This is a genomic window from Pseudomonas fluorescens (assembly GCF_018614655.1).
GTDB classification, from domain to species: Bacteria; Pseudomonadota; Gammaproteobacteria; order Pseudomonadales; family Pseudomonadaceae; genus Aquipseudomonas; species Aquipseudomonas fluorescens_BX.
The window spans coordinates 36,912-61,234 of the sequence record NZ_JAGGOG010000034.1 but is presented as its reverse complement, the minus strand read 5'-3'; the positions used below and the strand labels follow the sequence as shown (position 1 = coordinate 61,234).

Annotated in this window: 26 protein-coding genes; 24 read left to right on the top strand and 2 right to left on the bottom strand. The window is 56.0% G+C overall.

What is annotated here, in order from left to right; translation table 11 throughout:
- The 16 genes from traJ to J7E41_RS26510 all read left to right on the top strand — a co-directional run.
- Positions 1-992 (top strand): plasmid transfer ATPase TraJ (gene traJ, locus J7E41_RS26585; RefSeq protein ID WP_251029704.1); only part of this gene is annotated, 992 nt, incomplete at its 5' end.
- Positions 989-1,540, top strand: a complete 552-nt coding sequence (locus J7E41_RS26580; protein WP_214997222.1) for a phospholipase D family protein — start codon at positions 989-991, stop codon at positions 1,538-1,540. The genes traJ and J7E41_RS26580, both read left to right, overlap by 4 nt.
- A gap of 37 nt (positions 1,541-1,577) precedes the next feature.
- Positions 1,578-1,823: a hypothetical protein gene (locus J7E41_RS26575; protein WP_214997221.1), complete on the top strand. Its 246-nt coding sequence runs from the start codon at positions 1,578-1,580 to the stop codon at positions 1,821-1,823.
- Between the two features lie 38 nt (positions 1,824-1,861).
- Positions 1,862-2,149, top strand: a complete 288-nt coding sequence (gene icmT, locus J7E41_RS26570; RefSeq protein WP_048402798.1) for an IcmT/TraK family protein — start codon at positions 1,862-1,864, stop codon at positions 2,147-2,149.
- Positions 2,150-2,197: 48 nt separating this feature from the next.
- Complete coding sequence (locus tag J7E41_RS26565) at positions 2,198-6,679, top strand: LPD7 domain-containing protein (RefSeq protein ID WP_214997220.1); 4,482 nt, start codon at positions 2,198-2,200, stop codon at positions 6,677-6,679.
- Positions 6,680-6,713: 34 nt separating this feature from the next.
- Positions 6,714-7,070 carry a conjugal transfer protein gene (locus J7E41_RS26560; RefSeq protein WP_082149452.1) on the top strand — a complete coding sequence of 119 codons (357 nt, stop codon included), beginning with the start codon at positions 6,714-6,716 and terminating at the stop codon, positions 7,068-7,070.
- Positions 7,067-7,774 carry a DotI/IcmL/TraM family protein gene (locus J7E41_RS26555; protein ID WP_214997219.1) on the top strand — a complete coding sequence of 236 codons (708 nt, stop codon included), beginning with the start codon at positions 7,067-7,069 and terminating at the stop codon, positions 7,772-7,774. The genes J7E41_RS26560 and J7E41_RS26555 overlap by 4 nt, the downstream gene beginning before the upstream one ends.
- Before the next feature lie 14 nt (positions 7,775-7,788).
- The gene (locus J7E41_RS26550) at positions 7,789-8,145 is read left to right on the top strand and encodes a hypothetical protein (protein WP_214997218.1); all 357 of its coding nucleotides are present in this window, start codon (positions 7,789-7,791) and stop codon (positions 8,143-8,145) included.
- Between the two features lie 52 nt (positions 8,146-8,197).
- A complete protein-coding gene (locus J7E41_RS26545; protein WP_214997217.1) occupies positions 8,198-8,455 on the top strand; it encodes a hypothetical protein in 258 nt (85 codons plus the stop codon).
- A 39-nt stretch (positions 8,456-8,494) separates the two neighbouring features.
- Positions 8,495-8,692 carry a hypothetical protein gene (locus J7E41_RS26540; RefSeq protein ID WP_214997216.1) on the top strand — a complete coding sequence of 66 codons (198 nt, stop codon included), beginning with the start codon at positions 8,495-8,497 and terminating at the stop codon, positions 8,690-8,692.
- A 36-nt stretch (positions 8,693-8,728) separates the two neighbouring features.
- Entirely contained in the window at positions 8,729-8,950 is a 222-nt protein-coding gene (locus tag J7E41_RS26535) for a hypothetical protein (protein ID WP_214997215.1), read from the top strand.
- A gap of 111 nt (positions 8,951-9,061) precedes the next feature.
- Positions 9,062-10,156 (top strand): DotH/IcmK family type IV secretion protein, encoded by a 1,095-nt coding sequence (locus J7E41_RS26530; RefSeq protein WP_214997214.1) that lies wholly within the window; start codon positions 9,062-9,064, stop codon positions 10,154-10,156.
- 9 nt (positions 10,157-10,165) lie between these two features.
- Complete coding sequence (gene traO / locus J7E41_RS26525; RefSeq protein WP_214997213.1) at positions 10,166-11,539, top strand: conjugal transfer protein TraO; 1,374 nt, start codon at positions 10,166-10,168, stop codon at positions 11,537-11,539.
- On the top strand, positions 11,539-12,255 hold the full coding sequence (gene traP / locus J7E41_RS26520; RefSeq protein ID WP_214997212.1) for a conjugal transfer protein TraP: 717 nt from the start codon (positions 11,539-11,541) through the stop codon (positions 12,253-12,255). The genes traO and traP overlap by 1 nt, the downstream gene beginning before the upstream one ends.
- Before the next feature lie 8 nt (positions 12,256-12,263).
- Complete coding sequence (gene traQ, locus J7E41_RS26515) at positions 12,264-12,806, top strand: conjugal transfer protein TraQ (protein ID WP_214997211.1); 543 nt, start codon at positions 12,264-12,266, stop codon at positions 12,804-12,806.
- A gap of 76 nt (positions 12,807-12,882) precedes the next feature.
- Positions 12,883-13,269 carry a DUF6750 family protein gene (locus J7E41_RS26510; RefSeq protein ID WP_214997210.1) on the top strand — a complete coding sequence of 129 codons (387 nt, stop codon included), beginning with the start codon at positions 12,883-12,885 and terminating at the stop codon, positions 13,267-13,269.
- A 43-nt stretch (positions 13,270-13,312) separates the two neighbouring features.
- Here J7E41_RS26510 and J7E41_RS26505 read toward each other — a convergent pair whose 3' ends face one another.
- Both J7E41_RS26505 and relB read right to left on the bottom strand, forming a co-directional pair.
- Entirely contained in the window at positions 13,313-13,588 is a 276-nt protein-coding gene (locus J7E41_RS26505; RefSeq protein WP_198831286.1) for a type II toxin-antitoxin system RelE/ParE family toxin, read from the bottom strand.
- Complete coding sequence (gene relB, locus J7E41_RS26500; RefSeq protein ID WP_048402787.1) at positions 13,575-13,766, bottom strand: type II toxin-antitoxin system RelB family antitoxin; 192 nt, start codon at positions 13,764-13,766, stop codon at positions 13,575-13,577. The genes J7E41_RS26505 and relB overlap by 14 nt, the downstream gene beginning before the upstream one ends.
- A gap of 183 nt (positions 13,767-13,949) precedes the next feature.
- Here relB and J7E41_RS26495 point away from each other — a divergent pair, with 183 nt between their 5' ends.
- From J7E41_RS26495 to J7E41_RS26460, 8 genes are all read left to right on the top strand, one after another.
- On the top strand, positions 13,950-14,576 hold the full coding sequence (locus J7E41_RS26495) for a conjugal transfer protein TraT (RefSeq protein WP_214997209.1): 627 nt from the start codon (positions 13,950-13,952) through the stop codon (positions 14,574-14,576).
- Positions 14,551-17,604 carry an ATP-binding protein gene (locus J7E41_RS26490; protein ID WP_214997208.1) on the top strand — a complete coding sequence of 1,018 codons (3,054 nt, stop codon included), beginning with the start codon at positions 14,551-14,553 and terminating at the stop codon, positions 17,602-17,604. Before J7E41_RS26495 ends, J7E41_RS26490 begins: the two co-directional genes overlap by 26 nt.
- Before the next feature lie 12 nt (positions 17,605-17,616).
- Entirely contained in the window at positions 17,617-18,825 is a 1,209-nt protein-coding gene (gene traW, locus J7E41_RS26485) for a conjugal transfer protein TraW (RefSeq protein WP_214997207.1), read from the top strand.
- The gene (gene traX, locus J7E41_RS26480) at positions 18,815-19,393 is read left to right on the top strand and encodes a conjugal transfer protein TraX (protein ID WP_214997206.1); all 579 of its coding nucleotides are present in this window, start codon (positions 18,815-18,817) and stop codon (positions 19,391-19,393) included. The genes traW and traX overlap by 11 nt, the downstream gene beginning before the upstream one ends.
- Positions 19,394-19,522: 129 nt before the next feature.
- Positions 19,523-21,667, top strand: a complete 2,145-nt coding sequence (locus J7E41_RS26475; protein ID WP_214997205.1) for a DotA/TraY family protein — start codon at positions 19,523-19,525, stop codon at positions 21,665-21,667.
- Between the two features lie 109 nt (positions 21,668-21,776).
- A complete protein-coding gene (locus J7E41_RS26470; protein WP_214997204.1) occupies positions 21,777-21,992 on the top strand; it encodes a helix-turn-helix domain-containing protein in 216 nt (71 codons plus the stop codon).
- Positions 21,993-22,020: 28 nt separating this feature from the next.
- On the top strand, positions 22,021-22,656 hold the full coding sequence (gene excA / locus J7E41_RS26465) for a plasmid IncI1-type surface exclusion protein ExcA (protein ID WP_214997203.1): 636 nt from the start codon (positions 22,021-22,023) through the stop codon (positions 22,654-22,656).
- Positions 22,657-23,058: 402 nt separating this feature from the next.
- Positions 23,059-24,258: a secretion/conjugation apparatus DotM-related subunit gene (locus J7E41_RS26460; protein ID WP_214997202.1), complete on the top strand. Its 1,200-nt coding sequence runs from the start codon at positions 23,059-23,061 to the stop codon at positions 24,256-24,258.
- Positions 24,259-24,323: the final 65 nt, after the last annotated feature.

The following is a 24,323-nucleotide window of genomic DNA, read 5'->3' as shown; positions in this document are numbered from 1 at the left end:
GCTGGCAGATGACACCTTGTCCAAGCGATGAGGTGTTCAACCCGGAAATCCGGGCGACAGTGCGGGGCGGGCGGCCTGTAGACCGCGCATTGCAACTGGATGGTGACATGTACCAGCGCTACGGTCTGGAACGCGGGGAGCGATTGCGCTTTCGTTGCAACTTCGTACAGGCCACCGCCGGGCGGTTGGATACCACCATTGCCCTGACGATGCGTGTTATTCCCTCTGATATCACACCGCTGCCGCAGCTTGGCCTTGAGGACGATCTTTTCGAGGCGTTGTTGCCGGCCAGTGGATTAGGGCTGATCGGTGGGATTACCGGATCGGGCAAAAGCACCTTGGCAGCATCGATCTATCGCTACTGCCTGGACACGGACCCTGACCGGAAAGTGACCACAACTGAGGACCCTATTGAGTTCGTTCTTGGGCGCCAGGGTGATGTATTGCTCCCGACTCAGTTGCAGATCGGTCGTGACGTGCCGAGCTATGCCGAAGGCATACGGGCGCATCTGCGCCGCGCTCCGTCGATTATTGGCGTAGGGGAAATGCGGGACTTGGAGACCTTTCAGGCGGGCGTTCTCGCGGGCCAGTTGGGTCACTTCAATCTCAGCACCTTGCACATCCACTCACCCGGCGAAGCCATCCCCCGGTGCCTGACGATGGTGCCGTCTGAAATGCGTGAAGCGACGGCCCGCGATCTACTGGGAGTACTGCAGTACATCGTTGTGCAAAAGCTACTGCGTACTACGGACGGCAAGCGTCAGGCGGTGCGCGAATACATCCTGTTCGACGATCCTCTGCGTGCCCAACTGGCCGGTATGCCCTACACCCAGTGGGGTCAGCATATCGACGGGATTATTCGTAGTGAGCAACGGCGCTTTGCCGATCATGCCTGGCAGCTTTATCAGGGCGACCGGATTGACCGGCGCGAACTGGCGGTGGCCATGTCGGCCTCTCAGTTGCGCGAACTGGAAAAGCGAGACAGATCATGAGCTGCTTATCGGTGCTAACACGCCCGATCAGTCGAGGCCTGATGTTCTCAACGTTGCTGTTTAACCTGGTGTTAACGGCTCACGCGGCAGAGATACAGGTCGGCTTCTCTCCGGAAGGAAGCGCTGAGCAACTGGTACTCAATGTGATCCAGGATGCCCAGCAGCAGATCCGCTTGATGGGCTACAGCTTCACGTCGCCCAAAGTCGTTAAGGCCCTGATCGCCGCGCAAAAACGTGGTGTTGATGTCCAGGTTGTACTTGACGCACATGGCAACGAAAACAGGGCAAGCCGCGCTGCCATGAACCTGTTGGTCAATGCGGGAATCGGGCTGCGAACGAATGCCGCGTACAAGATCCAGCACGACAAAGTGATCATCAGCGACGGGCAGAACGTGGAAACCGGCTCGTTTAACTACTCAACCTCGGCAGCCAAGGCCAACAGCGAGAACGCGTTGGTGCTGTGGGGCTTTCCTGCGGTGGCCAGCGTTTATTTGGAACATTGGCAATCACGTTGGGAGCAGGGTCAGCCTTATCAGTCGACCTACTAAAGAGTTGTCACCGAGGTTCTAGGGAAGGAGAAACATCATGTGTGAAGACGATTGCCAATGCTACTTGGAGTCGGACGAATACAAAGCCTACAAGGCCGTTGAAGAACAGATCATCCATTGCACGCCAGAACAAGCCTGGGCCATGTATTTCGTCTCGACCGGAGTGGTGCGTGAACACATCACCCTGGCGGTGATGGAGCAGATCGCCAAGGGCAACACAGCATTGCTGGCTGAATTCCCTGAATTTGCACCGGCGGGGAAGGGGGATCACGAATCAGGCTAACGCGGATCGCGTAAGCCTTTACAACGAAGGAGCCACCTATGGCTGATCAACAAGACTTTCTGCAACCGGGCTATTGGCGCAACGCCTCACGCCCTCTCAATGTTTATGGCATTCCAGCACCGTTGTTCTTGCTGTACCTGGTGTGGTTTCGCTTCCCATCGCTGAATACGATTTTTGTTATCAGCGCCATTATTGGCGGCTTTCGGCTGCTGTCGCTATTCGGCTGGACGCTCAAGGTGCTGGTCACCCGATTGACCTACTTGATGCGCGGTAAACGGTTGTCCGGTCGGCCTTGGTGGTACCGGCGTTTTACCGAAGGGGATTGAGCAAGAGCGCAGATATTGCTCTGGGAGTAAATAACGGAGGCATGATGAATGACATTATCCATTGATGATGCCAAGGCACTCGTAATAGATTTCTGTGCTACTTACCCAGTAGCGTCCAGCCTTGGCTACAAACTCAGAGAAACCCAGGAGGAACTGTATGGACCGCATGCAACCCGAGAAGCCGCAGGAACAATCCTCGGTTCATTTCATCCAGGAGGAGGACGAGTCCTTTTCGCCACTTCCAATTTTGGTTCGGACGAAGAGTTTAAAAGATCTCTTAGGCACGAAGTCCTTGGACACTTTGGAATCAATACCTTCAACCCCGCCGAAAAACGAGCAGTCCTAGACGGGATTATTGAGGCTCGCAACGAGCCAAGCACAGCCGGTATTTGGGCTAAGGTCGATCAGCTTTACCCTGGAATCAGCGACTCGCGCAAAGCTGAGGAAGTGTTTGCCTTTGCTTGTGAGGATATCGAGTCGCTTGCGTACCGCAACGCCATTGGAGGCGCTCAATCTTTTCGTGAGACCTGCATCGAGCGCTCCCGCCCCATGCAGATCCGCGACCTCATCAACGTCACTACAATGGTTGCCGAGGGCCTGCATGATCGCAGTCGGTCACAGCAGATCTTTCCGGCGTCGGACGATGCCCAGTTCAAATTAGAGACCACCCCCAACACCTCCGAGTACCCGGTTTGGCTGGCTGTGCCCCATGACGCGCGTGAGGCTGCCCGGGTTGCAGCTGGAAAACTTGAAAACGGCCAGTCAGCAATCGGATGGGATAAAGAGTCCAGCTTGTGGTTTGCCCGTCCGGGAGCAGACCTTGACCGTGTTGCGCAGTGGCTACCCGATACAAGCATTCGGTCGGGCGGCGGTGATCCAGAGGCTGAGTTTTTGGATGCATTGACCCGGGAGGGGCTAGTGATTCAAGGGATGCCGGTGATGGACGGCCAGCGGCATCGCGTAGCCACTGTAGAAGACAAAAAAGGCAATAAAAGCGGCGTGTACCGTGGGTTTCTGGATCGTCGACCTGGTGGATGGTTTATCAACTATCACCGGGCCGAAACAGAAAAGTCAGTGACTAACTGGAGCGCCAAGGGTGGAGAATCTGACCCCATGGCACGTCTGCATATCCGCGCCGCCGCTCGCCAGTCGCAGGAGGATGCCGTGCGAGTGCGTGAGCAACTGTATGCCCAGCAAACCCTTGCTGCCAAAAGGCTCTATGACCGATTGCCTGGAGCAGACCCGGCGCACCCGTACCTGGTGCGTAAGGGAATACCCCCTACGCCCGACCTACGCCAAACAAGAAACGGCGCCCTGGTGGTGCCGTTTTTTAATGCCTCGGGAACGTTCAAAACCCTGCAGTACATCCCCCCGGATGGGGAAAAGTACCTCTTTAAAGACGCGCCCAAGCAAGGGCACTTTCTGGTTGTGGGTGGCTCACTGACCCCTGGCCAACCGGTGCTGTATGCCGAGGGCTACGCCACGGCGCGCAGCGTGAACCTCGCCACGGGCCTCCCGGTGGTGATGACCATTGATGCCGGAAATATGGTGGCCGTCGCCAAGGTTTTGCATGAGCAACTGCCTGATAACCGGCATGTGTTCTTGGCGGACCTCGATCACGCCAAAGAGCAGAACAAGGGGTTGTTGATGGCCACTGCGGCGGCTGAGCAGGTCGGCGGTCAGGTGCTGTACCCCGCATTCACTGATGAAGAAAAGGCCCTTGGCCTGACCGACTTTAACGACCTTCACCAATCCCGAGGTCTGGATGCCCTGCGCAGCCAGATTGGCCCGGTATTGGCCCATGAAAATGAGGTGCCCACCATGCAGGAAGAGAAAGCTGCTCTAGAACCGGCTGCAACCTCAGCCCTTGTAGACTCCGTATTACCACCCGCGGCTCCACAGCCGTTGACCTTCACCCACAACGGCGAGCCGGCCACGATTGACCTTGAGCGTTTCCAGCCGCAACCGCAGGTCGAACCACCAGCGGCACAGGTTGAACTGGAATTACCGGTCGTCCCGGCGCCGCTGACCTTCACCCATATGGGCCAACCGGCGTCTTTGGGTGTGAGCCAGTCAGTGTCGGAGTTCTCCCCTGAAGTGGCCGCAGAGTTGCTGGAGGACCAGGTCAAGTCTGGCGGTGGTAATTCAGTACCGTCAGTTAAAACAGCCCAGCACTTGCAGCTGGAAAATCAGGCGGGGCAATCTCTTTCCCTTGAAGTCGCGACATTGCTGGCGGAAGACATCGCCAAGTCTGGCGGTGGTCATTCAATAATTGATAGCTGGGTGGCATTGAAGGCAGAAGCAGAGCGCCATGGTTATGTGCCCCATCTTGATCTGCCTTACGACGTGTCCAACCTGGAAATTGACTACACCGATCCTCAAGGCGGCAGTACCCCAATTTATACGACTCTGTACCCTGGTGGAGAGGTGCAGACCATCTATGACGGCGCTCAGATGCATCGCGAAATATCAATCGACATGGAGGATCAAAAAGCCGCTGTGCGAGGCTCAATTGAGATGGACGCAGAGAAGAAAGGAGTGCCCACGCTGCTGTCCTTCACTCACAACGGTGAACCGGCCACGATTGACCTAGAGCGCTTCCAGCCACAACCACAGGCCGAGCAGCCAACGGCCCCGGTTGAACCGGAGTCACCAGTTATAGCAGCACCGGCGCCGCTGGCTTTCACTCACAACGGCGAACCTGCAGCTGTCGAAGTAAAACCGGAGCCAGTGCCTGTCGCTGATGAAACGACGCGTTCACAACGGCGAGCCGAGGAGCAATTGAGCATGGTCCTGGAGCCAGCGCCGTCAGCACAAACTCTGGAGCAAGCGGACCCTGCGGCTTCTGATGATCCGGTTCCGGCGTTCCGGCCATCAAGCGAAACCGGCAATGAAACATCGCCGGCCGCTGGGAGCGAAGTGGATGCAATCCTGGTGGGTGCGCTACGACCCAGCGGAACGGAGGTTGAACCACAGGCCAGTCACATCGACAAGGACGCGTTGTTGACGCGGATTGCCTGGGAGAAGCAAAGCGACAGCCAGACCCTATATACGCTTGATGGCGAACCTGCGTTTGTGGACCGTGGCAACCGTTTGGAAATGGCCACAGGGGCAGGTCAACATGATGAAAAAATCATCGCGGCCCTGCTTATGGCCGCGCAGTTTTATCGAGGCAGCATCGAACTGACCGGCAGTGACGAGTTCAAGGCCAAGGCGATCGGCTTGATTGCGCAGCATCAAATCAACGTTGAGATGAAAAACCCCGTTCAACGGGCATTGCTGAATGATGCTCGTAAAGCTCTGACGGCAGAACCTGTAGTGCCCGATGCTATTGCCGGTGAGGCGCCGCCGGCATTCGGTCCGGCTCCTACTCAGCATAGCGAACCGGTGCCAGAGCCGGTACCAGCACAACCTCAAACGGCGCCGGTGCTTGAGGTTGAAAAGATGGCCATCGCATCACAGCCTGCCGCACCAAATCGAGTGGCTGAGCCTGGACCTGAAAATGTCGTTGCCCAGCCTCAAGGGCTTTCTGCGGAGATTCATCAACCCGCTGAAAAGGCAAAAGATCGCGTCGTTGGGAAGGTGATGGAGTGCGGAACAGCACCGTACCACTTTGACAAAAACAATGACCCGTCTACCTATATCAAGCTGCGCACCAAAACCGGTATGCAGACCTTTTGGGGTAAGGAACTGGCGGGGTTGATGCGCGAAACCCGTGTCCAACCAGGAAAACTGGTGACATTGCAGTGGCTGGGTAAAGAGGCGGTGGTGGTCAAGGTGCCTGTAAAGAATGAGCAAGGCGCCACGATGCGTTACGAGGACAAGAGCGCCCATCGTAACCAATGGGCACTCACCGTGAAGGGTGCTGCAACGGTACGTACCGGTCAGGATGAGGGGGTAAAACTGGCTCCTTATGACGCAGCCCGATTCGCCGTAGTGCAACAGACTGTGATTAACCGGCTTGGACTGGACGTGCCAGTACCCACACCGCCGGTTCAAGGCCTGTACTGGATGACCCCAAACGGCCAGGGCAGTGCAAAGGCAGGGGATGAACTGTCGGCGCAACGTCCGGCGATAGACCCGAAAAGGTCAGCAGGGCAACCGGTAATCAGTAGTTGGTCGCAGGACGGGCACTTGGACATGCTCCTGGTGCGCGGTGATGGCCCCTACTTGCAAGGTGTGGTGCGTCAAGGCAATGAGTTCCAGCATGTGTTGGTTAGCTTGCCGGGTACTCAGGATGCGCCGGCAATGGTGTTTAACGCCATTACACCAGAGGGGCTTGTGCCTATTGGCACGGGCAATGCCATTAACCGCTCAGGCGGTGTGCCAGTTTCTCGGGAAAACATTGCCTTCAAGCTTGAAGGCGACAACGTAACGCGTATCGCCAAGCTTGATGCGCCTGCCGAGATTCCTCCCGCCTTGCATGCCCGGTTGGGCTTTGATGAGCGCTGGAAGGAGGACAACACCCTCCCAAAGTCAGCACCCACAGCGGCACCGGCAGCACAGCCGAGCGATCCACGCCCGGCGTGAGCAAGAAAAAACGCTAACAGCAAAGGTACTCACCATGTTCAAGAAAAGCATGTGCGCAGCACTGCTGACGGCTTTGTGCTGCTTGCCAGTTGTGGGAAATGCAGCGGTTTGCCGCTCAGGACAAGCGGCCAGCGCAGGCAGCCAAGCCGGTTACGAGCAAGCCAAAAGAGCTTCGGATGTATGGGCAGAGCGTGAGCGCACTGTCTCCGATGAACTCCAGGACTGCTTGGCACGTATTCGCACCACCAGCATCAGCTTGCCCTCATTCCCGAGTCTGTCCGATCTGCTGAACCAGTTAGCCGATCAGATATGCCAAGCAGCGGTGGACAAAATCAATAGCCATATCCCTAGCACCATTGATCCCTGGCGGTCTCAAGGAGGTTTGTTGTGAGCTCATTACCTGATAACGCGGTGCAGGCAGATCAACCGCCTGTCGAGCCCAATACAGTGTCGGCGGCGGATGAAGAGACTTTTAAGCACGCGGTAAGGGCACATAAAAAACGGGAGCTTGGTGCCGCGTTTGCCCACCGCTGTCTGACGGCCGTGCTGTGGCTTGGCCCGGCTCTGGTGTTGTCGGTGAGCATTAATGGGTTTCTTGGCTGGAAAGTCGCGAATCCCGACGTGAAGTACTTCACCACTGAAAATGGGCGAGTTACCAAGGTCATTCCGCTGGATAAGCCTGGATTTGGCATGAGCGACGTGGCCGCGTTTGGTGCTGACACGATCCGCGAGAGCTTCACCCTGGACTTTGTGCATTACCGCGACCAGATGACCCGCCTCGGACCGCGCTATTCCGAAGTAGGTTTCCAGGACTACTACAAGGCCCTGACGACTTCGAACGTGCTAAAGGCGGTCAAGGAACAGCGCATGAACCTTTCGGTCGATGTGGGCCCCGGGGTAATTCGCAGCAAAGGCGAATTGGGCGGGCGGTATGTGTGGGAGTTTCAGTACCCGGTCACGCTGAAATTGCACGGGCAACAGTCTGGCAGCCCGCCGTTGCACTTCTTCTTCACCCAGCGCATCCAGCGCACCGACGTGCGGGTGAAAAACGCAGGGTTGGAAGTGACCCAGGTCATCACCAGCAACACCAATTAAAACGAGGAGCTGTGATGCCCAAATTTGTGCATGAGCGAAGCGAGGAAGAAATACAGCGTCGGTGGGACTTAGCACGAGCAGCACAAAAGGCGGAGTTCAAGCGTTCGCTGCATGATCCAAAGGTATGGGGTGCTCAAGGAGCGAGCGTGATGGGCGCAATGATAAAAACCGCGTGTCTTTTTTGTGTCTGCGAGATTGCATTTCGCCGAGGCGGAGCCGCTCCCATCACAGGAGTCCTTTCAACGGTCCTTACCTTCACGGTCGTTGGCATAAATCCATGGCAGATGTTTTGGCGTGTGGTGTTCCGAGATCGTGCTGACGCTGCATTCACGGGTGTTATCAATGACCTCAATGAAAAGGAAATTGAATAGCCAACAACACTTACTACTCAGCAAATATTGATAAAAATCTAGGGGAAATAACATGCCAGTTGATGCTGATAAACCAACACTACCTGATCTAAATGCCGCTCTCATTGAAGTCGCCCCAATAAAAACAGTGGTTTTTGTTATAGCGACCGTTGTGGGGTTTGCGTGCAAGCTGAGCGGTTACGTTGACGTGGGGCTCGTCGCGATTGTCATTGCATTGGCTACCGGCGTGGCGCTGTATCGTCAACGCATGACAATACAGGCGTCGTTGACCGAAAAGGTCCGTAATCGGACTGAAAAAGCCAACCACTAATTCTCAGGCTCTTCAACACTCATTTCGGAAGACTCAATCATGAAAATCACTATCTCTCTTGCGGTGTCAGCCATGACGCTGCTGATTCTGGGTGGCTGCGTATCCCCTTCGCAGACTGAACAACAAACTCGCCAGCTTGCGTCCATCAATGCGTCCTTGGTGCGGATACAGGCCAACCAGGCTGAGTCGATTGCACTGCAAAAGCAGCAGGCTGCCCGGCAGGGACAGATTAAATAACCCTGTGACTCAAGTGCATTGATAGGAGGCATCGCAATGGTAAAAGACGCAGAGCTGACCCCTGGTGATTGTGAAAACATGATGGCCTTCATCGGTCATGTTCTCGATGACTACAAGGCTGGCCGTATAGATAAACTCCGCGCGGCCAGTGGTTTGGCGCATGTCATGAAGGCGCTCGATCAAGACAACTATGCACAGGCGAGGGGGTTTCTCAGACAAGGGCGTGGGACTCTCAACTCGAACATAGCCATCGAGTGAGTCCTAGCCTGCCTAATCCCAGCGTAATGTTCCCGTAAAATTAAACGCTCAGGCCACTGACATGCTTTACACACGTTGACCGCTCGGTCTTCGGTGTCACGAGGAAATCCCATGAAAACCACTATTGCGCTCGCCTTATGGCTGGCAGCAGGCGGATACGCCTGGGCGGATGAAACCGCCAGCCCGCAGGCGGCACCGACAGCATCCGCAGCAGCTCCAGTACCGCAAACTACGGCAACTGCACCCACAGCTGCGCCTCAGCTCAGTACGGCGGCGCCTTCGGGCTGGGTATCGGGTGTTTCACTGACCCCCGCTGCGCCGGCAGTCAACGTTCCCAATCCGGCAGCAGCAGCTCCAGATCCAGGCAGAACCGCAGCAGCCCCGGCGCCTTCGGGCAACGATCCGTTACCGCCGCCGGTGCCGTCTGCACTGTTTCAGCAAGCACGGGAGACAATCTCACCCCTGACCCCGCAAGAGATTCGGCAGTTACGGGGGCAGGTCCAGGATATCAACCAGGCGATCGACGCACCGCAGGTCACTGTGGTGCCAAGGATCAGCGCACTGACCGTGAATTTGTCACCTGGAGCCAGCTTGCCGTTGATACGCACTGCCGTGAACTACCCCAGTTCGTTGAGCTGGATGGACAGTACCGGCGCACCTTGGAAGCTGGGTGCAGCGCCTATTAGCGGCAATCCTGACTTTACCGCGTATTGGATACCCAACAGTCCTGTGATGATAGTGCTGGCCAACAAGCCCTTCAGCAGTGGCAACGTCACTGTCTACCTGGAAGGGCTGGCCGTGCCAATTGTGCTTAACGTCACCAGCGGGGAGCCCGATACCAAAGCGGGCACCTGGACAGTGGATAGCCGCCTGGACATGCGCGTCCCCGGCCGGGGGCCTGCTGCTCTACCGGGTGCCGCGCCGGAAATCCGTATCGGCCTGCATGACCGCCTATTGCAAGCCTTCCTGGATGGCATTCCCCCCAAGGAAGCCCGGCGTCTGAAAACGACTGGCACAGTACCAGACACAGCTGTCTGGCAATTAGGCGATGACCTGTATATCCGCACGCGGGCCGATATCCGAGATGAGTTCGAGGCAACGTTGTCGTCGGCAGACGGCACTCACCTATGGAAATTGCCAGTAACGCCCTACGTATCGTTCTCGGTAATGGGCCAAACAGCTGCGCTCAACGTGGCCTTGGAGTAACGGATCATCATGGCAAACGAAAACGATGCAAAACGTGACCTAAAACTTACTGTGGGGCTGATTACTATGTCGGTGGTAGCTGTCGCGGGGGGCAGCTATTTCCTATGGACCTGGCTCGCCAGTCCTCCACCGGAACAATCACGGCTTGACCTCACTCGGGTGTCGGTGGCTTCACGCACCAACAGCACTGAAAGCCCGGCTTACCGTGCGTTGTTAGACCAGTTCAACCAGAACGGGGCCGCAGCGGCTAAAAGCCAAAACAACAGCTTTATTGCCAGTATCCCGATGGAGCAACAGGCGGTGGCAACGCCTGTATCGGTCGCCAAGCCCGCCACCCAGAAGGAAACCACGTCCCGACGCAATAGCAACAGCCAACAGCAGACCTCAAAAAGCGGGGACCAAAAGGACGATCCACGTCAGAAGGCATTGAACAAGTTGCTGGCTCGCATCAATCCGACGGTAAAGGAAGAAAAGCGATCCAGCGGCCTGCAGGTGGCCGAGGTGATCGGGGGGGCGAGCGGTGGAAGCGGTTCTGGCGGCACGATGGCGGTTGCTACAAGCAGCTATGCCCGCTGGAGTGAAAGTCTTCCAGGTGGCGCCAGGCTACAAACAGCCGCCATGAAGTCCGGTGCTGATGCGCCTTACTCCGCCGTTGAGGTCGTGCCACCGTATTGGCGGGGAGCAGGGGTTATTGATATCGGTGTGGATTCCGACAACAGCACCACGCCGGTTCTTGGCAAGTTGTCCGGGCCCTATGCCGGTGCGGTGTTAAAGGCACCTGACGGATCCAGATTGCAGGGCGATGGGGTGGTCATCCACTTCACTGAAATGGCCTTCAAGGGTATCAACTACAAAGTGGATGCCTATGCACTTCAAGACGACACCCTATTGGCCAACGTGGCCTCCGAGGTGAACCACCGTTACATGTCGCGCATTGTCTTGCCGGCAATACTGGGTGGTATCGGCAATATCAGCGACATGTACACCCAAGCCAACACTCAGGTGGTGAGTAATGGGTTCAGTACGCAGGTTGCACGACCTGAAACGCCGGATGGAACAGCGGTGGCAGGCGCCATTCTTGGCGGCGCCGCGAGTCAAGCGGCCAGAGTGCTGACGGCGGATGCCGCCCGTACCCCAGCTACCCAAGTGAACGTGTTCAAGGGCCAGGTGGTAGCAATCCAGTTCATGCGCGGCGTGTATGCCGGCGATGCAATTGCTCCAGGGCGGAACGGGGAATCGGTGCAATCTGCTGTTCCGGCTCAGGCAGTAATGGCGACACAACCTCAACCCCAGGCCCCAACCCAGCCTCAGTCTGCGGATCAATGGCGTGCGCAGACGCAGGCGCGGATCGAGGCGCAACGCAGGCTACAGGAGAATCAATAATGAGCGAGTTTAGTGCTACAGCAGAAGACAGGGTGTCGCCGGTTGTGTCGGAACCTTCTTCCCCATCAGCCGGTCATGGTGTTTGGCGACGTCCGATTATCGTGGGGCTTTCATTGCCCTTGCTGATCGGGGTTGTGCTGATCGTGATGGGTGCCGGCTGGTACTTGTTTGCCCCCGACAGCACCCCCTCGGTGAATCAGTTGGCTTTTCGGGAAGATCACGACGAGCAGCCCATTACCACCGAAGGGACTGGAACGAAACCCCAGTTACTGACCACCTCTAATGCAGGAGGGAGCCAGTTTAAAGATGAGGTGGCGGCCATGATCGGTGGTGTTCGCAGTTACGCGGAAACCAACCGAACTGCCATCGGACGCTTGTCGGAAACGGTCAAGTCTCAAGGGGCGGGAATGACGTTCCAACAGCAGCAACTGACCGAGGCTCAAGCGCAACTCAGTGTGCTATCGGCCCGCTTGTCTTCCCTGGAGGGGCGACCCGCTGCACAGGCATCCACACAACGTGCAGCCAAACCTGCAGCTCGTGTCCGATCGCCGCTGAGCGGTATGCGCGTGGAAGCGGTGCAAAACGGCATGGCCTGGGTGTATTGGCAGGACAGAACCTGGGCGGTGAAAGCAGGGGATCAAGTGGGGACCGTGACCGTGACCGGTATCGATGCTCAAACCCGTGAAGTGCACACCAGCGCCGGCACACTTAGGTGAGGTGAGCCATGGGTGGTGGAAATGATGCGATTCAAATGTTGGTTAACCTGTCCCACAACCTGCTGGGGTCTTTCGTCAATCTGGCGTTCACGCTGGGTGGTTTTTTTGCCGTCACGGGTGCGCTGACCTACCTGGCTGCCAATGCCAGTGCCGCCCGTAAAGCCCCCGGCCAGTCGCAGAGCGCCGGCAAGGTGATTGCCGTGTTGTTGCTGTGTGGTGGATTGGCAGGCCTCGATCAGATGATCGGCGCTGCGGCTCGCCAGTTTGGCTGGCAAGGCGCGACCTTCGATGCGATCAGCTACGTGGACGTGGGCACCTTTGGTGTTGCTGCGGACGCGGCCAACGCAGTGTTGAGTCTGGTGCGGATGCTGGGCGTATTTTTTGCCTTGCAAGGCATGCTCGCCTGGAAGCGCTCGCTCAAGGATGGGCATTCGGGGCTTACGGCCAGTCAGGATGTGTCCAGCGGTACCCTCAAGTTTGTCCTGGGCGTTTTTTGCGTATGCAGTCCGTATCTGCTGAGCGCCCTGCAAAAGTCTCTCGGCATGCTCTAAGCCGGCCGGGAATCTAACGCGCTTAAGCGCACCTTTAATCGTTACATCGAACTGATCAATCAATAAGGAGTTGGCCATGTCCAAAGACAGGTTGCTGTGGGCTGCTGTGCGCGTCACCATTTTTAAAGATGGGCTGCGACAGCGGGTGATGAAGGGGTTATTGGCCGTAGCGGCCGCCAATCCCGTACTGGCTTTTGCAGGTGACGATTTTGCCGGTATGGGCGATTCGGCGGCTGAGGGCGCCAAGTCGTTGCAAAAATCGGCGCTGACGGGGGCTCAATTTGTTGGCGTACTCGCTGTGATTGGCGGGGTAATTGCAGCCTGGAACAAGAAAGACAATCCCCACATCAAGACCGGTCACATCGTGGGGGCCATCCTGTTTGGGGTGTGTCTGGTGGTGATCCCACAGATCATCAAGCGTGGGCAGGCTCAGGTGGGCTTGTCGCCGGTGGACGTGGGCTAAGGAAACCACCCTGCGATGACCAAAGTCATCGCAGGACTACGGTTTAGGGGTATTTCTGGCGGGCATGTAAGACGCGTAAAACATCAACACTGCCTGATTTGACCTGATAGACCACAACGTAGTTGGGATGTACGACGCATTCTCGCGTTCCTTGAATACGCCCGTACCTGAAGTGATAAGCCGTTTCTGAAAGACCTTCCGTGGCCTTCTTGATGATGTTGTGCAGATCTGTGGCTGCTACTGGGTTTCTCTGGTCGATGTAATCAATGATTTCGTCGAGGTCGTCAAGGGCGACGACTTTCCAGTTAACTGCCAGCACGGGCTTTTCTCTTGGCTGCTAGGCGCTGCTCGACGAGAGCCATGGCTTCATCATGAGGAATGCTAGGCCGAGGATCATCAAGCGCCTCTTGTACTTTGGCGCGAAACCAAAGGTCGTAGCTGTCTGCTTGTTCCTGCGTTTCGAACTCGGAAACGATGGGAGAAAGTTGGGCGCTCATAGAGACCTCCAATATAGATACCCATCAGCTTAAACCTTCCTGGGCTTTCTGTCGTTTAGCCCAGACCAAGTGCACTACAACGGTTCAGCCGTTGTATTTCTGACGCAAACCGACGGCGGTTAGCCGTGCAAGCCAAAAAACTACGACTTTTCCGAATTCTGAAGTGATCCAGAAGGAGCGCTTATGGATGTCGATATCCAATATGAACATCCCCCGCTGGCCCCCCTGATGCTTGATATCAGCGGCGACCCTGAGTTGCCGGTGCCGGTGGCCATCACCGGTGATCGATGTACCTGTTGTGGGCTGTGGACTGAAAAACTGTGGCAGGGCGCCAGGGCCGGATTCACCGATTCCCACGCCGTTTGCACCCTCTGTTACCTGGCCGGACACCTGGACAGCCCAACGGCGGCCCATGGGCTACTGGCCTTTTTACCCGGGATGGCGATGAGCGACGTGCACCACCTGCAGCGTCGCGCCCTGATAGCCATCCGTGCGGGAAACAAAATCCAGCGTCGTGAGGGCCAAAGAATATGGCTTTGGCTTGCCCGCCATGGCCGCGAAGTTGAGCAGGCATGGGGCACGGCGCGAGCAGGCGAGTACGCCATGGCCTTACAACGTCTGCCCCCTCATAAGCGCTTAACCCTGCAAACCCGACTGACGGGCTGTGCCCTGATTTTGCCACCAGACATGTTTGATGATCTGACGTTGTTACTGCCCACCGGGAAAACCGCTGGGGCCGCACTCACCTCCCGAAGCTGGGACACCTATACCCGGAGTGATTTGTATGTCGAGCCTGATACGTTGGGTTGAAAACCTGATTACTGAAACCTCACGGTTTGCTGTATCGCGGGATCTGCCAGATTATTGCGATCAGCAAACGATTGTGCGTCTGACCGAGGATGACCGGACCCGTCATCCGGGCCTTAAAGCTCCGTACATCATGGTCAACGATGATGGTGATTACTGCACGGTGTATGCAGTGGCCGGAAGCTTTTGTGATACCGACGAAGCTGCTGCGATCAGCGAACCCTATTCCTGGAGTGGTCGGATTGAGCGTATGACTCAGGCGCTAACGGCTCACTATCGCCGGCACGGGCATAAGATCAGTCTGGTGTTTGAAGATGACCCCGAGCAGGGCCGTAAGGAAGTCCAACGCTTGTTGGCTCCCCAATACGTTTCCGTGAAGCGTACCGGCATCGACATGACACCTATTTTAGATGAACACGTTGAGAAGCTGGCCCCATGGATATCGCGTGAGCGTTGCTACATGGTGTGTTACACGGGGCGCAAAGCACTCTCGGCGCATGAGCTGGTCGACGAAAACAAGCGCCTTAAGGAGCTGATCGGCCAGAGCCCGGATGCGAAGTTTGGGCAGAACCCAGTGTTGGCTGAAATGGCCGGGTTGAAAATTCGTCACGATGGCTTTTTGAGTGCTATAGAAAGCACATTCAGTGATAACGGACAGGGCGTGTTGCTGGAATTGCTCGATGCACACGCCGTGGGCCACGCCTTGCGCTCACAGGTGGACCGCGACGGCACCAGTGACACCTGGCAACCCCTGTTACCTGATGACCCAATCACCCCGCACGGTGTGCGCAAAGGGGGTGACCACACACCTTTCCTGGCACCGCATCTGAACTTTCAGCTGATGAACCAGGACATGGAAACCCACGGCAACAAGCTGTGCATCAATGGCACCTGGCATGGCACCTTGTCAGTGGCCCTCGGGCCGCAGGCCCCGCAGACCTTTGCCCACTTGAAAGCATTGGTGCCGCGTGGTGTGCCGTGGCGTGTACGCATGGACATGATGCCGGGAGGCTTGAAGTCGCTGGGGGCTAAGAAATCAACCCTCGACTTTATGGCGTTTGTGCCGGCACTGCGTCCGGTGTGGAACTCCATAGAAACCCTGACGCGGATCGAGCAGGAAGAACCGGTATGCGTGATGACCATCATGGCGTCCACCTGGGGTGATAGTAAGGCGACGGTGACACGCAATCTGACGCTGCTTACCCAGGCCTTTCAGTCCTGGGGTGTTTGTGAGGTGACGCAAACCTTCGGTAACCCGGTACGGGCCTGGGCGTCGACCTTAGTTGCTTCCAACAAAGGCAGTGGCCCACACCTGTTGTATCCGCCGCTGTCAGAGGCGCTGAACCTGTTGCCGATCACCCGTCCAGCCTCGGCTTGGGAAGATGACGGTAACGCCTTGTTCCCAACACTGGATGGCAAGCTGTACCCAGTTGGGCTGGCCACCAGCAAGCAGAACAAGCTCACTAACGTGATTGTTGGCTCTCCGGGGCTGGGCAAGTCGGTGTTGCTGAATGCCCTGGGGAACACAATGGTATCCAGCGCCCAGCGGCAGTTACCGTTCATCGCCGGCGTGGATAAGGGCTTTTCGATGCAGGGTCAGGTGGCCTTGCTGCGCGATAGTCTGCCACCAGAGCGCAAGGATGAAGTCGTAGGGATCGTGCTGCAAAACAGCACCAAACACTGCCGCAACCTGTTTGATATTCAGTTGGGCGCACGCTTCCCCATTCCCCATGAGCGTAACTGGATCATCAGCATGCTCACAGCCATGTGCATTGATCCCTCGACAGGCAACCCGCCGAACGAGCGTGATACGCGGCAGATCTTGGAGCGCATCATCAGCATGGCCTACACCGCCAATGCTGAAACCAGTCCCCGGGCCTGGACGCGAGGGGTTGTACCTGTAGTTGACGCAGCCCTGGACAAAAGCGGTTTGATAGACCGTTACCCGGCCCAGTGGTGGGAAAGCACTACCTGGTATGAGGTCCGCGACTTGTTGTTTGAGGCAGGGTTTGTACAGGAAGCGCAGCGCGCCCAGTTTCAGGCGGTTCCGGAACTGGCGGACATGACCAGCTTTTTGAACCATGAAGACGTACAGGGGGCATTTGGTCGCGTGCAACGCGATGAGAGTCAGGAAATCCTGTTGGAGTACCTGCACCGATGCATGACCGACGCCACCAACGAATTCAAGATGCTGGCCGGACGCACGCAATTTGTGATCAGTCCGCGCACGCGGGTGATTGCCATCGACCTCAACAATGTGATGGGCGATGACAGCAAGTCCGGGCACTTGAAAACCGGGATCATGTTCTTGTTCGCGGGTCAGGTAGCAGGTGGTGACTTTGTGCTACCTCAATACAAGGAAGCCTTGTTGGAGGCGGTGCCCAAGCTTTATCACCCCTTGCATAAAGACCGATTAGAGCAGCTTGACCAGGAAGTCAAAACGAAGGTCTACGACGAACTGCACAACGCCGCTAAGGTGCCCTTCATCTTCCCTATGTTGGAAACCCAGGACCGAGAGCAACGCAAGTTCGGGGTGCGTACGGTGTTGTCTTCGCAATACGTGCGCGACTTCCCCGACGCCATTCTTCGCTCGGCCAACTCGCTCTTCATGATGGAAGTGGACCCTGACGACGAACATTTACTGATCGACCGTTTCAAGGTGCCGAAGGTGACGATTCGTACGTTTCAGCGCACCGGTTCAGGTCCGGCCTCTGATGGCAGTGGCGTACCGTTTTTGGGTGTATTTCGGATCAAGGGCGGCGGCACCTTGGCGCGGATTCTGAAAAACGCTTTGGGCCCGCTGGAGCTCTGGGCATTGAACTCATCGCCGACTGACAGCGCCTTGCGCCGTCTGCTATACGAGGCCGTTGGCGGTGCTACGGCGCGTGCCATGTTGGCTGAAAACTTCCCGCAAGGCACGGCGGAAAAGCTCATAGCGTTGCGTCAGAAACAGGCCGGTGAGGCGGACGAAACCAACGTGATCCGCACCCTGGCCAATGAACTGATCACCCGGCGCGGTTATAACCTTTGAGGGGAAATGACGATGAAATTAAATTATGTAGTGTCGGCAATGGCTGTCGCTCTGGTGAGCCAGCAGGTGTTCGCAGTAGTGCCGGTAACAGTCGATGGCAGTATACCGATCACTCTAGAGGTGATGCCTGCGATGAGAGGGCTTCAAGCCACCTTGGCTGAAATCCTGACCACTGATATGCAAATCGGTACTGCCATTGTGCAGGCCAGCGACAAGCAGGTCGCTGTCATCACTGAGTCGGCACGCGCTCAACGCGAAGCCGACATTTTCGGGCGTCAGACCGAGCGTTTGGAGCGTGCCCGAGAGCAGTACACGGTCGCGGACAGTATTTGCAGTGAGTCCGCTTCCGGAATGGCGGCAACGGTGGGGAAAGTGAGTCGCTCTGGTGCGTCTACTCTGGCTACGGGATCAGGCGTCAGCAGTGCGGTGGTGCGCAAAACCATTGCCTCGTTGCCTGTCGCGCCTCGCCAGGGTGGATATCGAAGCGCCGCGATGCATGCCGCGTACTGCACTGAAAGCGAGGCCGCGCAGTATGGCGGTACGGACTTGTGCCCGGGCGTGTCCAGCCTGCCAGGTGGAGACATTGAAATGCGCTCGCTGCTCGATGGTGCTGGGGCTGTGGGCAAGTCGCCTGATCTGACCTTTAACCAGGACCAGATAGATGCGGGGATGGCCTACATGAAGAATTCCGCACGTCATGACGGTGGCCGGGTACCGGGCAAAGGCGAAATCCAGTCAGCCACAGGGCGTGAGTATCAGGGGCTGATGACCCAGTACAAGGCGATTCAGAGCGCGGCCACGCAACCTCAACTGGACATGATTGCCGCCAGTCAGGCCAATCCGGCCACCAGGGATGCACTGCAAGAAGCCTTGCAAAGCCCGTCAGCGGCTGAATATTTCGCCACTACCGGCAGTCAGGAAGCGCAACGAAATGGCGTGATGAGCGAGCGCGAGTTTGAGGCCTTTGAGGTGGGCAGACGTTATGCCAACACGGCTTATGAGACTGACTTGCAGGCCATGAGCGGTGAAAACCTGACGCGGGAGTTGGTGCGAGTACAGAGCTTGGGCAATTGGCTGCAATTGGGCCTTAAAAATGATCAGCGTCAGGCCAACATCATTGCTGGCCAGCAATTAGCCCTGGCGGCAGATGCCAAGTACGTTCCGCAGCTTCAAGAGCTGGGTTCAAAAATGAGTTCCGGAGTGACAGCACATGAAAACTGATCCTCGTAACACCGATGAAAAAACGCAGGACACCGACAAGAAGCCCAGCACGCCATTACAGCGCGTCGGGCACGTGGGGTTGTCGATTATCAACCCGTTCTCGGACCTGGGCGTGATTTATCGTCAGGGTGTGCAACCGACTATGGGCCGGCTGCGTGAGGCTTGGGCTCTTCTGAACCACCAGTCCATCCCGTCTGAATCGCTGGATTGGGCTCAGGCAGTGGCACGCAGCGGCAGAACCATTGAGCAGCTAAACACCACCTTCACGCGTATTCGGTTCGCCTGGTGGTGCTTGATGGTGATTGGGGGGGGATTGGCATTGGTGCTGTCGGGCCTAGTACTGCTCGCGCACGAACTGCCCTCCAGCACGCTGTTGCGCGTCGTGATTACTATTCTGGTACTGACGGGAGCCGGCGCACTGGGGTTTGTGAAAACGCTGATTACCACTTACCGCTTATGGCAACTGCAGGAGAGGCGCGTCAGCGAGAGCGAGGGGGGCACCTTCAAGGATTTCCTGACCGAAAACCACTGGGGGCGGCAAGTACTGACATTGGGAGCTGCGAGGTGACTCCTCACCACAGATAAGGGGGAACACCTCTTTATTGCTTCTTGTCGGCGTGCTTTTTGGCTTGCGGCCTTTCTTCTGTTTCACCTCTACGGTCCCTTTCGCGGTCCGGCATATCTCACGGAAAACTCTATGAAACTTACCAATAAACTTTGGTGGGTCGGACTGTTGCTGGTCTTTTCCCTGCCGGCCCTGGCCGACACAGTGGATTATCAGACTATCGCGGCTGCGGCCCAAAAGACCAACGACCTGTCACGTCAGGCGTTAGTGATGATTTTTGGTGACGTGGTGCTTAGCCCGTTCGCCCCTTCAAAACCTACTTTAATCGGCTCGTTATTTGCCATTATCAATGGGGTTTTGAGTGTCTTGGCCTTGTTCTGGTTTCTGACTATTACGGTGAAAACTGTTGTGAAGGCCGGGCATCAGGGGCAAGTCTTTAACGGGGGCCGCTCAGCGCTTTATCCGATTATGACGTTCGCGGGGTTCATTACCCTGCTACCCACAGCATCGGGTTGGTCGCTTGCCCAGCTTGTCATGCTGTGGGCCACCTCTGTGATGGGGATCGGCAGTGCGAATCTATTGACCGATAAAGCCGTCGATATGATGAGCAGTGGCTATTCGATGGTGACGCAACCCACAGCACCGGTTACTCGTTCATCTGCCCGGGGCATCTTTGAGATGAACCTGTGCAAGTACGCAATTAACCGTGAATTGCAATCGATGTACGCTGATGGGGAGGCCGACACACCGTTGATGACCACTAAGGGTGGTAACGGCCAATACGACACTGGTAATGGCAGCGCCGTGTGTGGGTCGGCTAAAACGCCCAACACTGGGCGTACTGGTACCTGGAATCTACTGTTCGACAGTGAAGTGGACACGAATGGCGTCATCACAGCACAACGCCAAGCTCTGGACACGATGCAGGGCACATTGGATCAGGCCGCACGGGCATTTGTGGATACCTACCTGAGCAAACGTGACCAGGACGTGGGCAGTTTCCAGGACGTCGAGACGCAGATACAGAACGCGGCCGCTGAATATGAAAACACGGTCAACCAGGCGCTGACCAAGATCGACTTCAAGGACACGCTGCAAAGCCAGCTATCGAGTCAGATCAAAAGCAGTGGCTGGGTCGCCTTGGGCAGTTGGTATCACACCTTCGCCACAGCCAATAGCAAGACCAACGATGTCGCCACGGCTACACCAATTGTGACTGGGATGAGTGGGTTGGGTGAGCATGGCACTGGCGACCTGTACAACCAGGTTTTCGGGGCCTACAAGGCACAGGTACAAAACAGTACCTACACTGCGCCTCTAGGAACACAGATGGCTAAGGATGATGGTGCCGCTGCCACTGCGGCTGATCCGAACGCGGTGTTTGTTGGTGTTTTCAAGTCCCCAATGCAGAGGCTAACTAGTACGTTTGCTACTGCAAAGTTTGGCACAGAGGCGGATTTTTCCAACCAAGTAAATCCGCTTATCAAGATGCAGGAAGTCGGTGACGTTACGCTGGGAGCCACTGAGGCCCTGATGGCCGGATATGCAGTGACTTGGGCGGCAGCATCATCGGCCAGTAACTCACCGCTTGGCTGGGGCTCCAAAATATTTGCAGTGGATGTAGGGGCGGTATTTAAAGACGTGATGGGTGCTTTGGCACCGATGTTCTACTTCATCATGTTTGCGTTGATGGCCATCGGTTTTTCGTTGGCAATCTTTCTGCCGGCCGTACCCTTTTTATTCTGGATGACTGGAGTGTTTAACTGGTTGGTTAGTGTGTTGGTGGGGTGTGCCGCTGGACCGATGTGGGCTGCAACGCACTTGGGGGCTGAAGAGGATAAGGGCAGCCGCAGTGCTTATGGCTACATCTTCTTGATCGACATGCAGCTGCGGCCTCCATTGATGGTTCTGGGCTTTTTCTTCGCCGCAGTGACTGCAGCGGCCGGAGGGACAATTCTCAACCTGATGTTCGCGTCGGCCCTGGCCAATGCCAATGCTGACTCGATTGTCGGGCTGTTCAAGATGATTGGTTGGTTGATGATCTATGCACGCCTTGCAACCTTTGGTGTCACCCGGATTTTTGGGCTGCAAGCATCCTTGGCTGATTATGTCATTTCGTTCCTGGGTGGTCGTGAAGGAGCGAACCTGATGGGCGGCATGGTCGATAACATGAAGGGCATGTTTGGGGCTGCCGGAGGTGGGGCGCAGCGTGTACCAGGCGTTAGGAACCAGCCGAGGCGTCAACCAGGTGGTGGCGGTGGGGATGGAATTCAGTAAAAAGAATCCTAGCTGACCTGTTATTCGATCAGTGGTATTCCTGCCAATGCTGTTGGCAGGTACTCTGTACGTATGGCCAGTAGCGCTATCACAGAAGGAGTCCCGTTCGATGAAGCCTGATGCGGACCACCACAATCCTGACCCACAGTATCTGCGAGGGTTGCTGGAGCAAGCTGGGATTAGTCGCAGCAAAGCGGCTCGCTTGCTCGGGATGTCGCGAAATGGGTTTAACAACTATTTGCGTGATGAGTCTGAGCCTCTATATCGGATTGCCGATTATCGGGTTCAGTTTGCGCTTGAGTGTTTAGCCGATCCAACTGCATGAAACTTCCTTAATCCTGGAGGATAAGGTCATGGTAGAACGTCTAGAAACGGGTACAGAAAGACGCTTTCGGTTTTTTGAGATTGTATATGTGGTTGGATTTCCATTTTTGGTAGCCATAGGTGTCGCCACAATTATAATGTCAATGTCGTTATCTCGGGGGGGCGGTCCAGGACTGTGGTTGTTTTCAGCTTTTGTCTGGGCTCTGATATTGGTTCCAGTTGTTAAACGTATTCGTGGAACCAGCAATCGTCATCGCTTCCTGAAAAGCATTACTAATAGTTTGCGCGATCCAGAATACTTTAACCCAGGAGAATCTTTCGAGGTATACAACAGAGTAGAAGGGAAGTATTTGGGTATTGATACCAAAAACGGTACGATTTTATATGTGCATAGGATTCGTGAGGGCCAGGTGGATGTAGTGGGCCTGACTATGGATCATTGGATAAACCGAGAGGTGGAAGGCGTAAAACTGCGGTTGTATACGAAACTCCTGGAGTTGCCACGTATCGAAATTGCCACTCCTTGGGCGCAACACTGGTTTGATACCCTGGGTGCTATGGAGTTTAAGAGCTACAACACACCACAGTCCTTCGCGCAGTACGTACGTGACCGTCTTGAAGCGCTGGAGCGTGAACACAACGTTCAGATTCCACGCATGGCGTGAAGCAAGACTCCCTTTCTACGTTTTACCCTGACGCGCTTTACCCTCTCACACTGCCCATCCGGGCGGTGTGATTGTTTGTGGGTCATTAAGAACCCATCCGCTTCTCGACTGACTCCAAATAAAACACTTTTACTACGGTATTGGTTTTTATTAAGGAGAAGCACAGCAATAAATCAAAGGGCAATAAGTTGTTCCGTTCCTTGGGATATCTTGTTGTGGCTGTCAGTTGGTTCCCCTTGAAGCACATAATCGCGCGCCCGAATATTTGTTGCTTCGCTCTATTGAGTTGTAACTATTACTACAACTCTTCTGATAGATACACATGCCAGACAGAGGCTCACATCAGTGAGCCTCGTTGCCTCCCACTAGCTTCAGTGGGTTTAACTTTGGAGGGACATTCCAATGCAAAATCGACCTCAACAAAGTGCATGGGAAGGCGAACAAGCGTATGTGTTTCTTGCGCTTTGTGCCGCTGTACTGCTGTGCTGGCTGTTTTTCGATACGTTCGTGTACTGGACTACCTGGACGCTTTATTGGTTGTGGAAAATGGTGGACTTCGGACCACTGCATACCTGGGCCGGGGGCAAGATCAACCTTTTGGCTGAGGTGGCCAATAACGCCAAGGACATTACGTTGAGCGAATGGATCGATGTAATGAACCAAACCAGCGGGATCTTCATGTTGTTCCTGGTGCCGCTTGTGGTGATGAGTGCAATGGGGCTGGCGCAACATCCAGCACTGCCGTTTCGCAGCAAACGGCTGGTGAACATCCGTACCCTGCCGGGACTGGTGAGTGCGTTTGCCCCCTCAGTGATACCGGTATTGGCCGCATCAGGGCCTGATGGTTTGATGAATGACACGTCTCCCGCTAATGCCTGGGCACTCAAGCCTGAAGAGTTTGCCGATCGGTACAACCTGGTGCAGCGCAAAGTGCTGGATCTGGAGGCATCGCGTGCGGCGTTTGAAGCTCAGATCGGCGGTGTTCATAACGGTCTTTCGGACTGGACACCCTATGAGCGGGCCTTGTTGGCCGTGTTTGGTCAGCAGGTGTTTCTCGATGATCGCAAAGCCGCAACCCGATTGCTTGATGACCTGAACCGCTCTTGCATGGTCAAGGGCTTATTTGTCCGCAAACGCTACTCGGTGACACCTCTCTACCGACTTGCTGATCAAGGTTTTGAGCGTCTAAAGCAGGCACCTGGCGTCAGTGAGTGGCTGGAAAGCCATGTGTCGGTGCGAACCGCATTAGTCGGCTTGTACGGGCGTGATCTTCGCTTGCCGCCTGCGCGTTTCCGCTGGCTCAAAGGCGTCGACCGCACCTTGTGGTACGCCCTGCATAGCGCGGACACCGCCAAGGTGTTTGTTGAGGGCGCGGGTGTACAGGCTCAAGCCAGGGCAGAGGTTCATGCCAATAAGAAAGGTTTGCCACGTCCCGGGTTAATGATCACGCAAGCCATCGAAGGTTTGCAGATCGAGCTGGAAAGCATCGGCCTGGTTTACCCGCGCGAAGTCATCATGGCCAAACGTCGAGAGGCTTCTGATATTCCCGTTATGACGGCGATTTATGCCGTGCAGGACACCGTGGCCGACGAACCGGCCTGATAAACGCTTAGTTGTCTCTGCACGTCCCCGCACTGTTCTGACGCTCCATCCCTACTTCTTTCTAT

Coding starts and splice junctions, on each gene's coding strand:
- J7E41_RS26535 (WP_214997215.1), top strand. CDS start 8,729: ATGGTAAAAGACGCAGAGCTGACCCCTGGTGATTGTGAAAACATGATG.
- traW (WP_214997207.1), top strand. CDS start 17,617: ATGAAATTAAATTATGTAGTGTCGGCAATGGCTGTCGCTCTGGTGAGC.
- excA (WP_214997203.1), top strand. CDS start 22,021: ATGGTAGAACGTCTAGAAACGGGTACAGAAAGACGCTTTCGGTTTTTT.
- J7E41_RS26565 (WP_214997220.1), top strand. CDS start 2,198: ATGACATTATCCATTGATGATGCCAAGGCACTCGTAATAGATTTCTGT.
- traO (WP_214997213.1), top strand. CDS start 10,166: ATGGCAAACGAAAACGATGCAAAACGTGACCTAAAACTTACTGTGGGG.
- traP (WP_214997212.1), top strand. CDS start 11,539: ATGAGCGAGTTTAGTGCTACAGCAGAAGACAGGGTGTCGCCGGTTGTG.
- traQ (WP_214997211.1), top strand. CDS start 12,264: ATGGGTGGTGGAAATGATGCGATTCAAATGTTGGTTAACCTGTCCCAC.
- traX (WP_214997206.1), top strand. CDS start 18,815: ATGAAAACTGATCCTCGTAACACCGATGAAAAAACGCAGGACACCGAC.
- J7E41_RS26490 (WP_214997208.1), top strand. CDS start 14,551: ATGTCGAGCCTGATACGTTGGGTTGAAAACCTGATTACTGAAACCTCA.
- J7E41_RS26510 (WP_214997210.1), top strand. CDS start 12,883: ATGTCCAAAGACAGGTTGCTGTGGGCTGCTGTGCGCGTCACCATTTTT.
- J7E41_RS26460 (WP_214997202.1), top strand. CDS start 23,059: ATGCAAAATCGACCTCAACAAAGTGCATGGGAAGGCGAACAAGCGTAT.
- J7E41_RS26495 (WP_214997209.1), top strand. CDS start 13,950: ATGGATGTCGATATCCAATATGAACATCCCCCGCTGGCCCCCCTGATG.
- J7E41_RS26575 (WP_214997221.1), top strand. CDS start 1,578: ATGTGTGAAGACGATTGCCAATGCTACTTGGAGTCGGACGAATACAAA.
- J7E41_RS26560 (WP_082149452.1), top strand. CDS start 6,714: ATGTTCAAGAAAAGCATGTGCGCAGCACTGCTGACGGCTTTGTGCTGC.
- J7E41_RS26580 (WP_214997222.1), top strand. CDS start 989: ATGAGCTGCTTATCGGTGCTAACACGCCCGATCAGTCGAGGCCTGATG.
- relB (WP_048402787.1), bottom strand. CDS start 13,766: ATGAGCGCCCAACTTTCTCCCATCGTTTCCGAGTTCGAAACGCAGGAA.
- J7E41_RS26530 (WP_214997214.1), top strand. CDS start 9,062: ATGAAAACCACTATTGCGCTCGCCTTATGGCTGGCAGCAGGCGGATAC.
- J7E41_RS26540 (WP_214997216.1), top strand. CDS start 8,495: ATGAAAATCACTATCTCTCTTGCGGTGTCAGCCATGACGCTGCTGATT.
- J7E41_RS26550 (WP_214997218.1), top strand. CDS start 7,789: ATGCCCAAATTTGTGCATGAGCGAAGCGAGGAAGAAATACAGCGTCGG.
- J7E41_RS26470 (WP_214997204.1), top strand. CDS start 21,777: ATGAAGCCTGATGCGGACCACCACAATCCTGACCCACAGTATCTGCGA.
- J7E41_RS26475 (WP_214997205.1), top strand. CDS start 19,523: ATGAAACTTACCAATAAACTTTGGTGGGTCGGACTGTTGCTGGTCTTT.
- icmT (WP_048402798.1), top strand. CDS start 1,862: ATGGCTGATCAACAAGACTTTCTGCAACCGGGCTATTGGCGCAACGCC.
- J7E41_RS26545 (WP_214997217.1), top strand. CDS start 8,198: ATGCCAGTTGATGCTGATAAACCAACACTACCTGATCTAAATGCCGCT.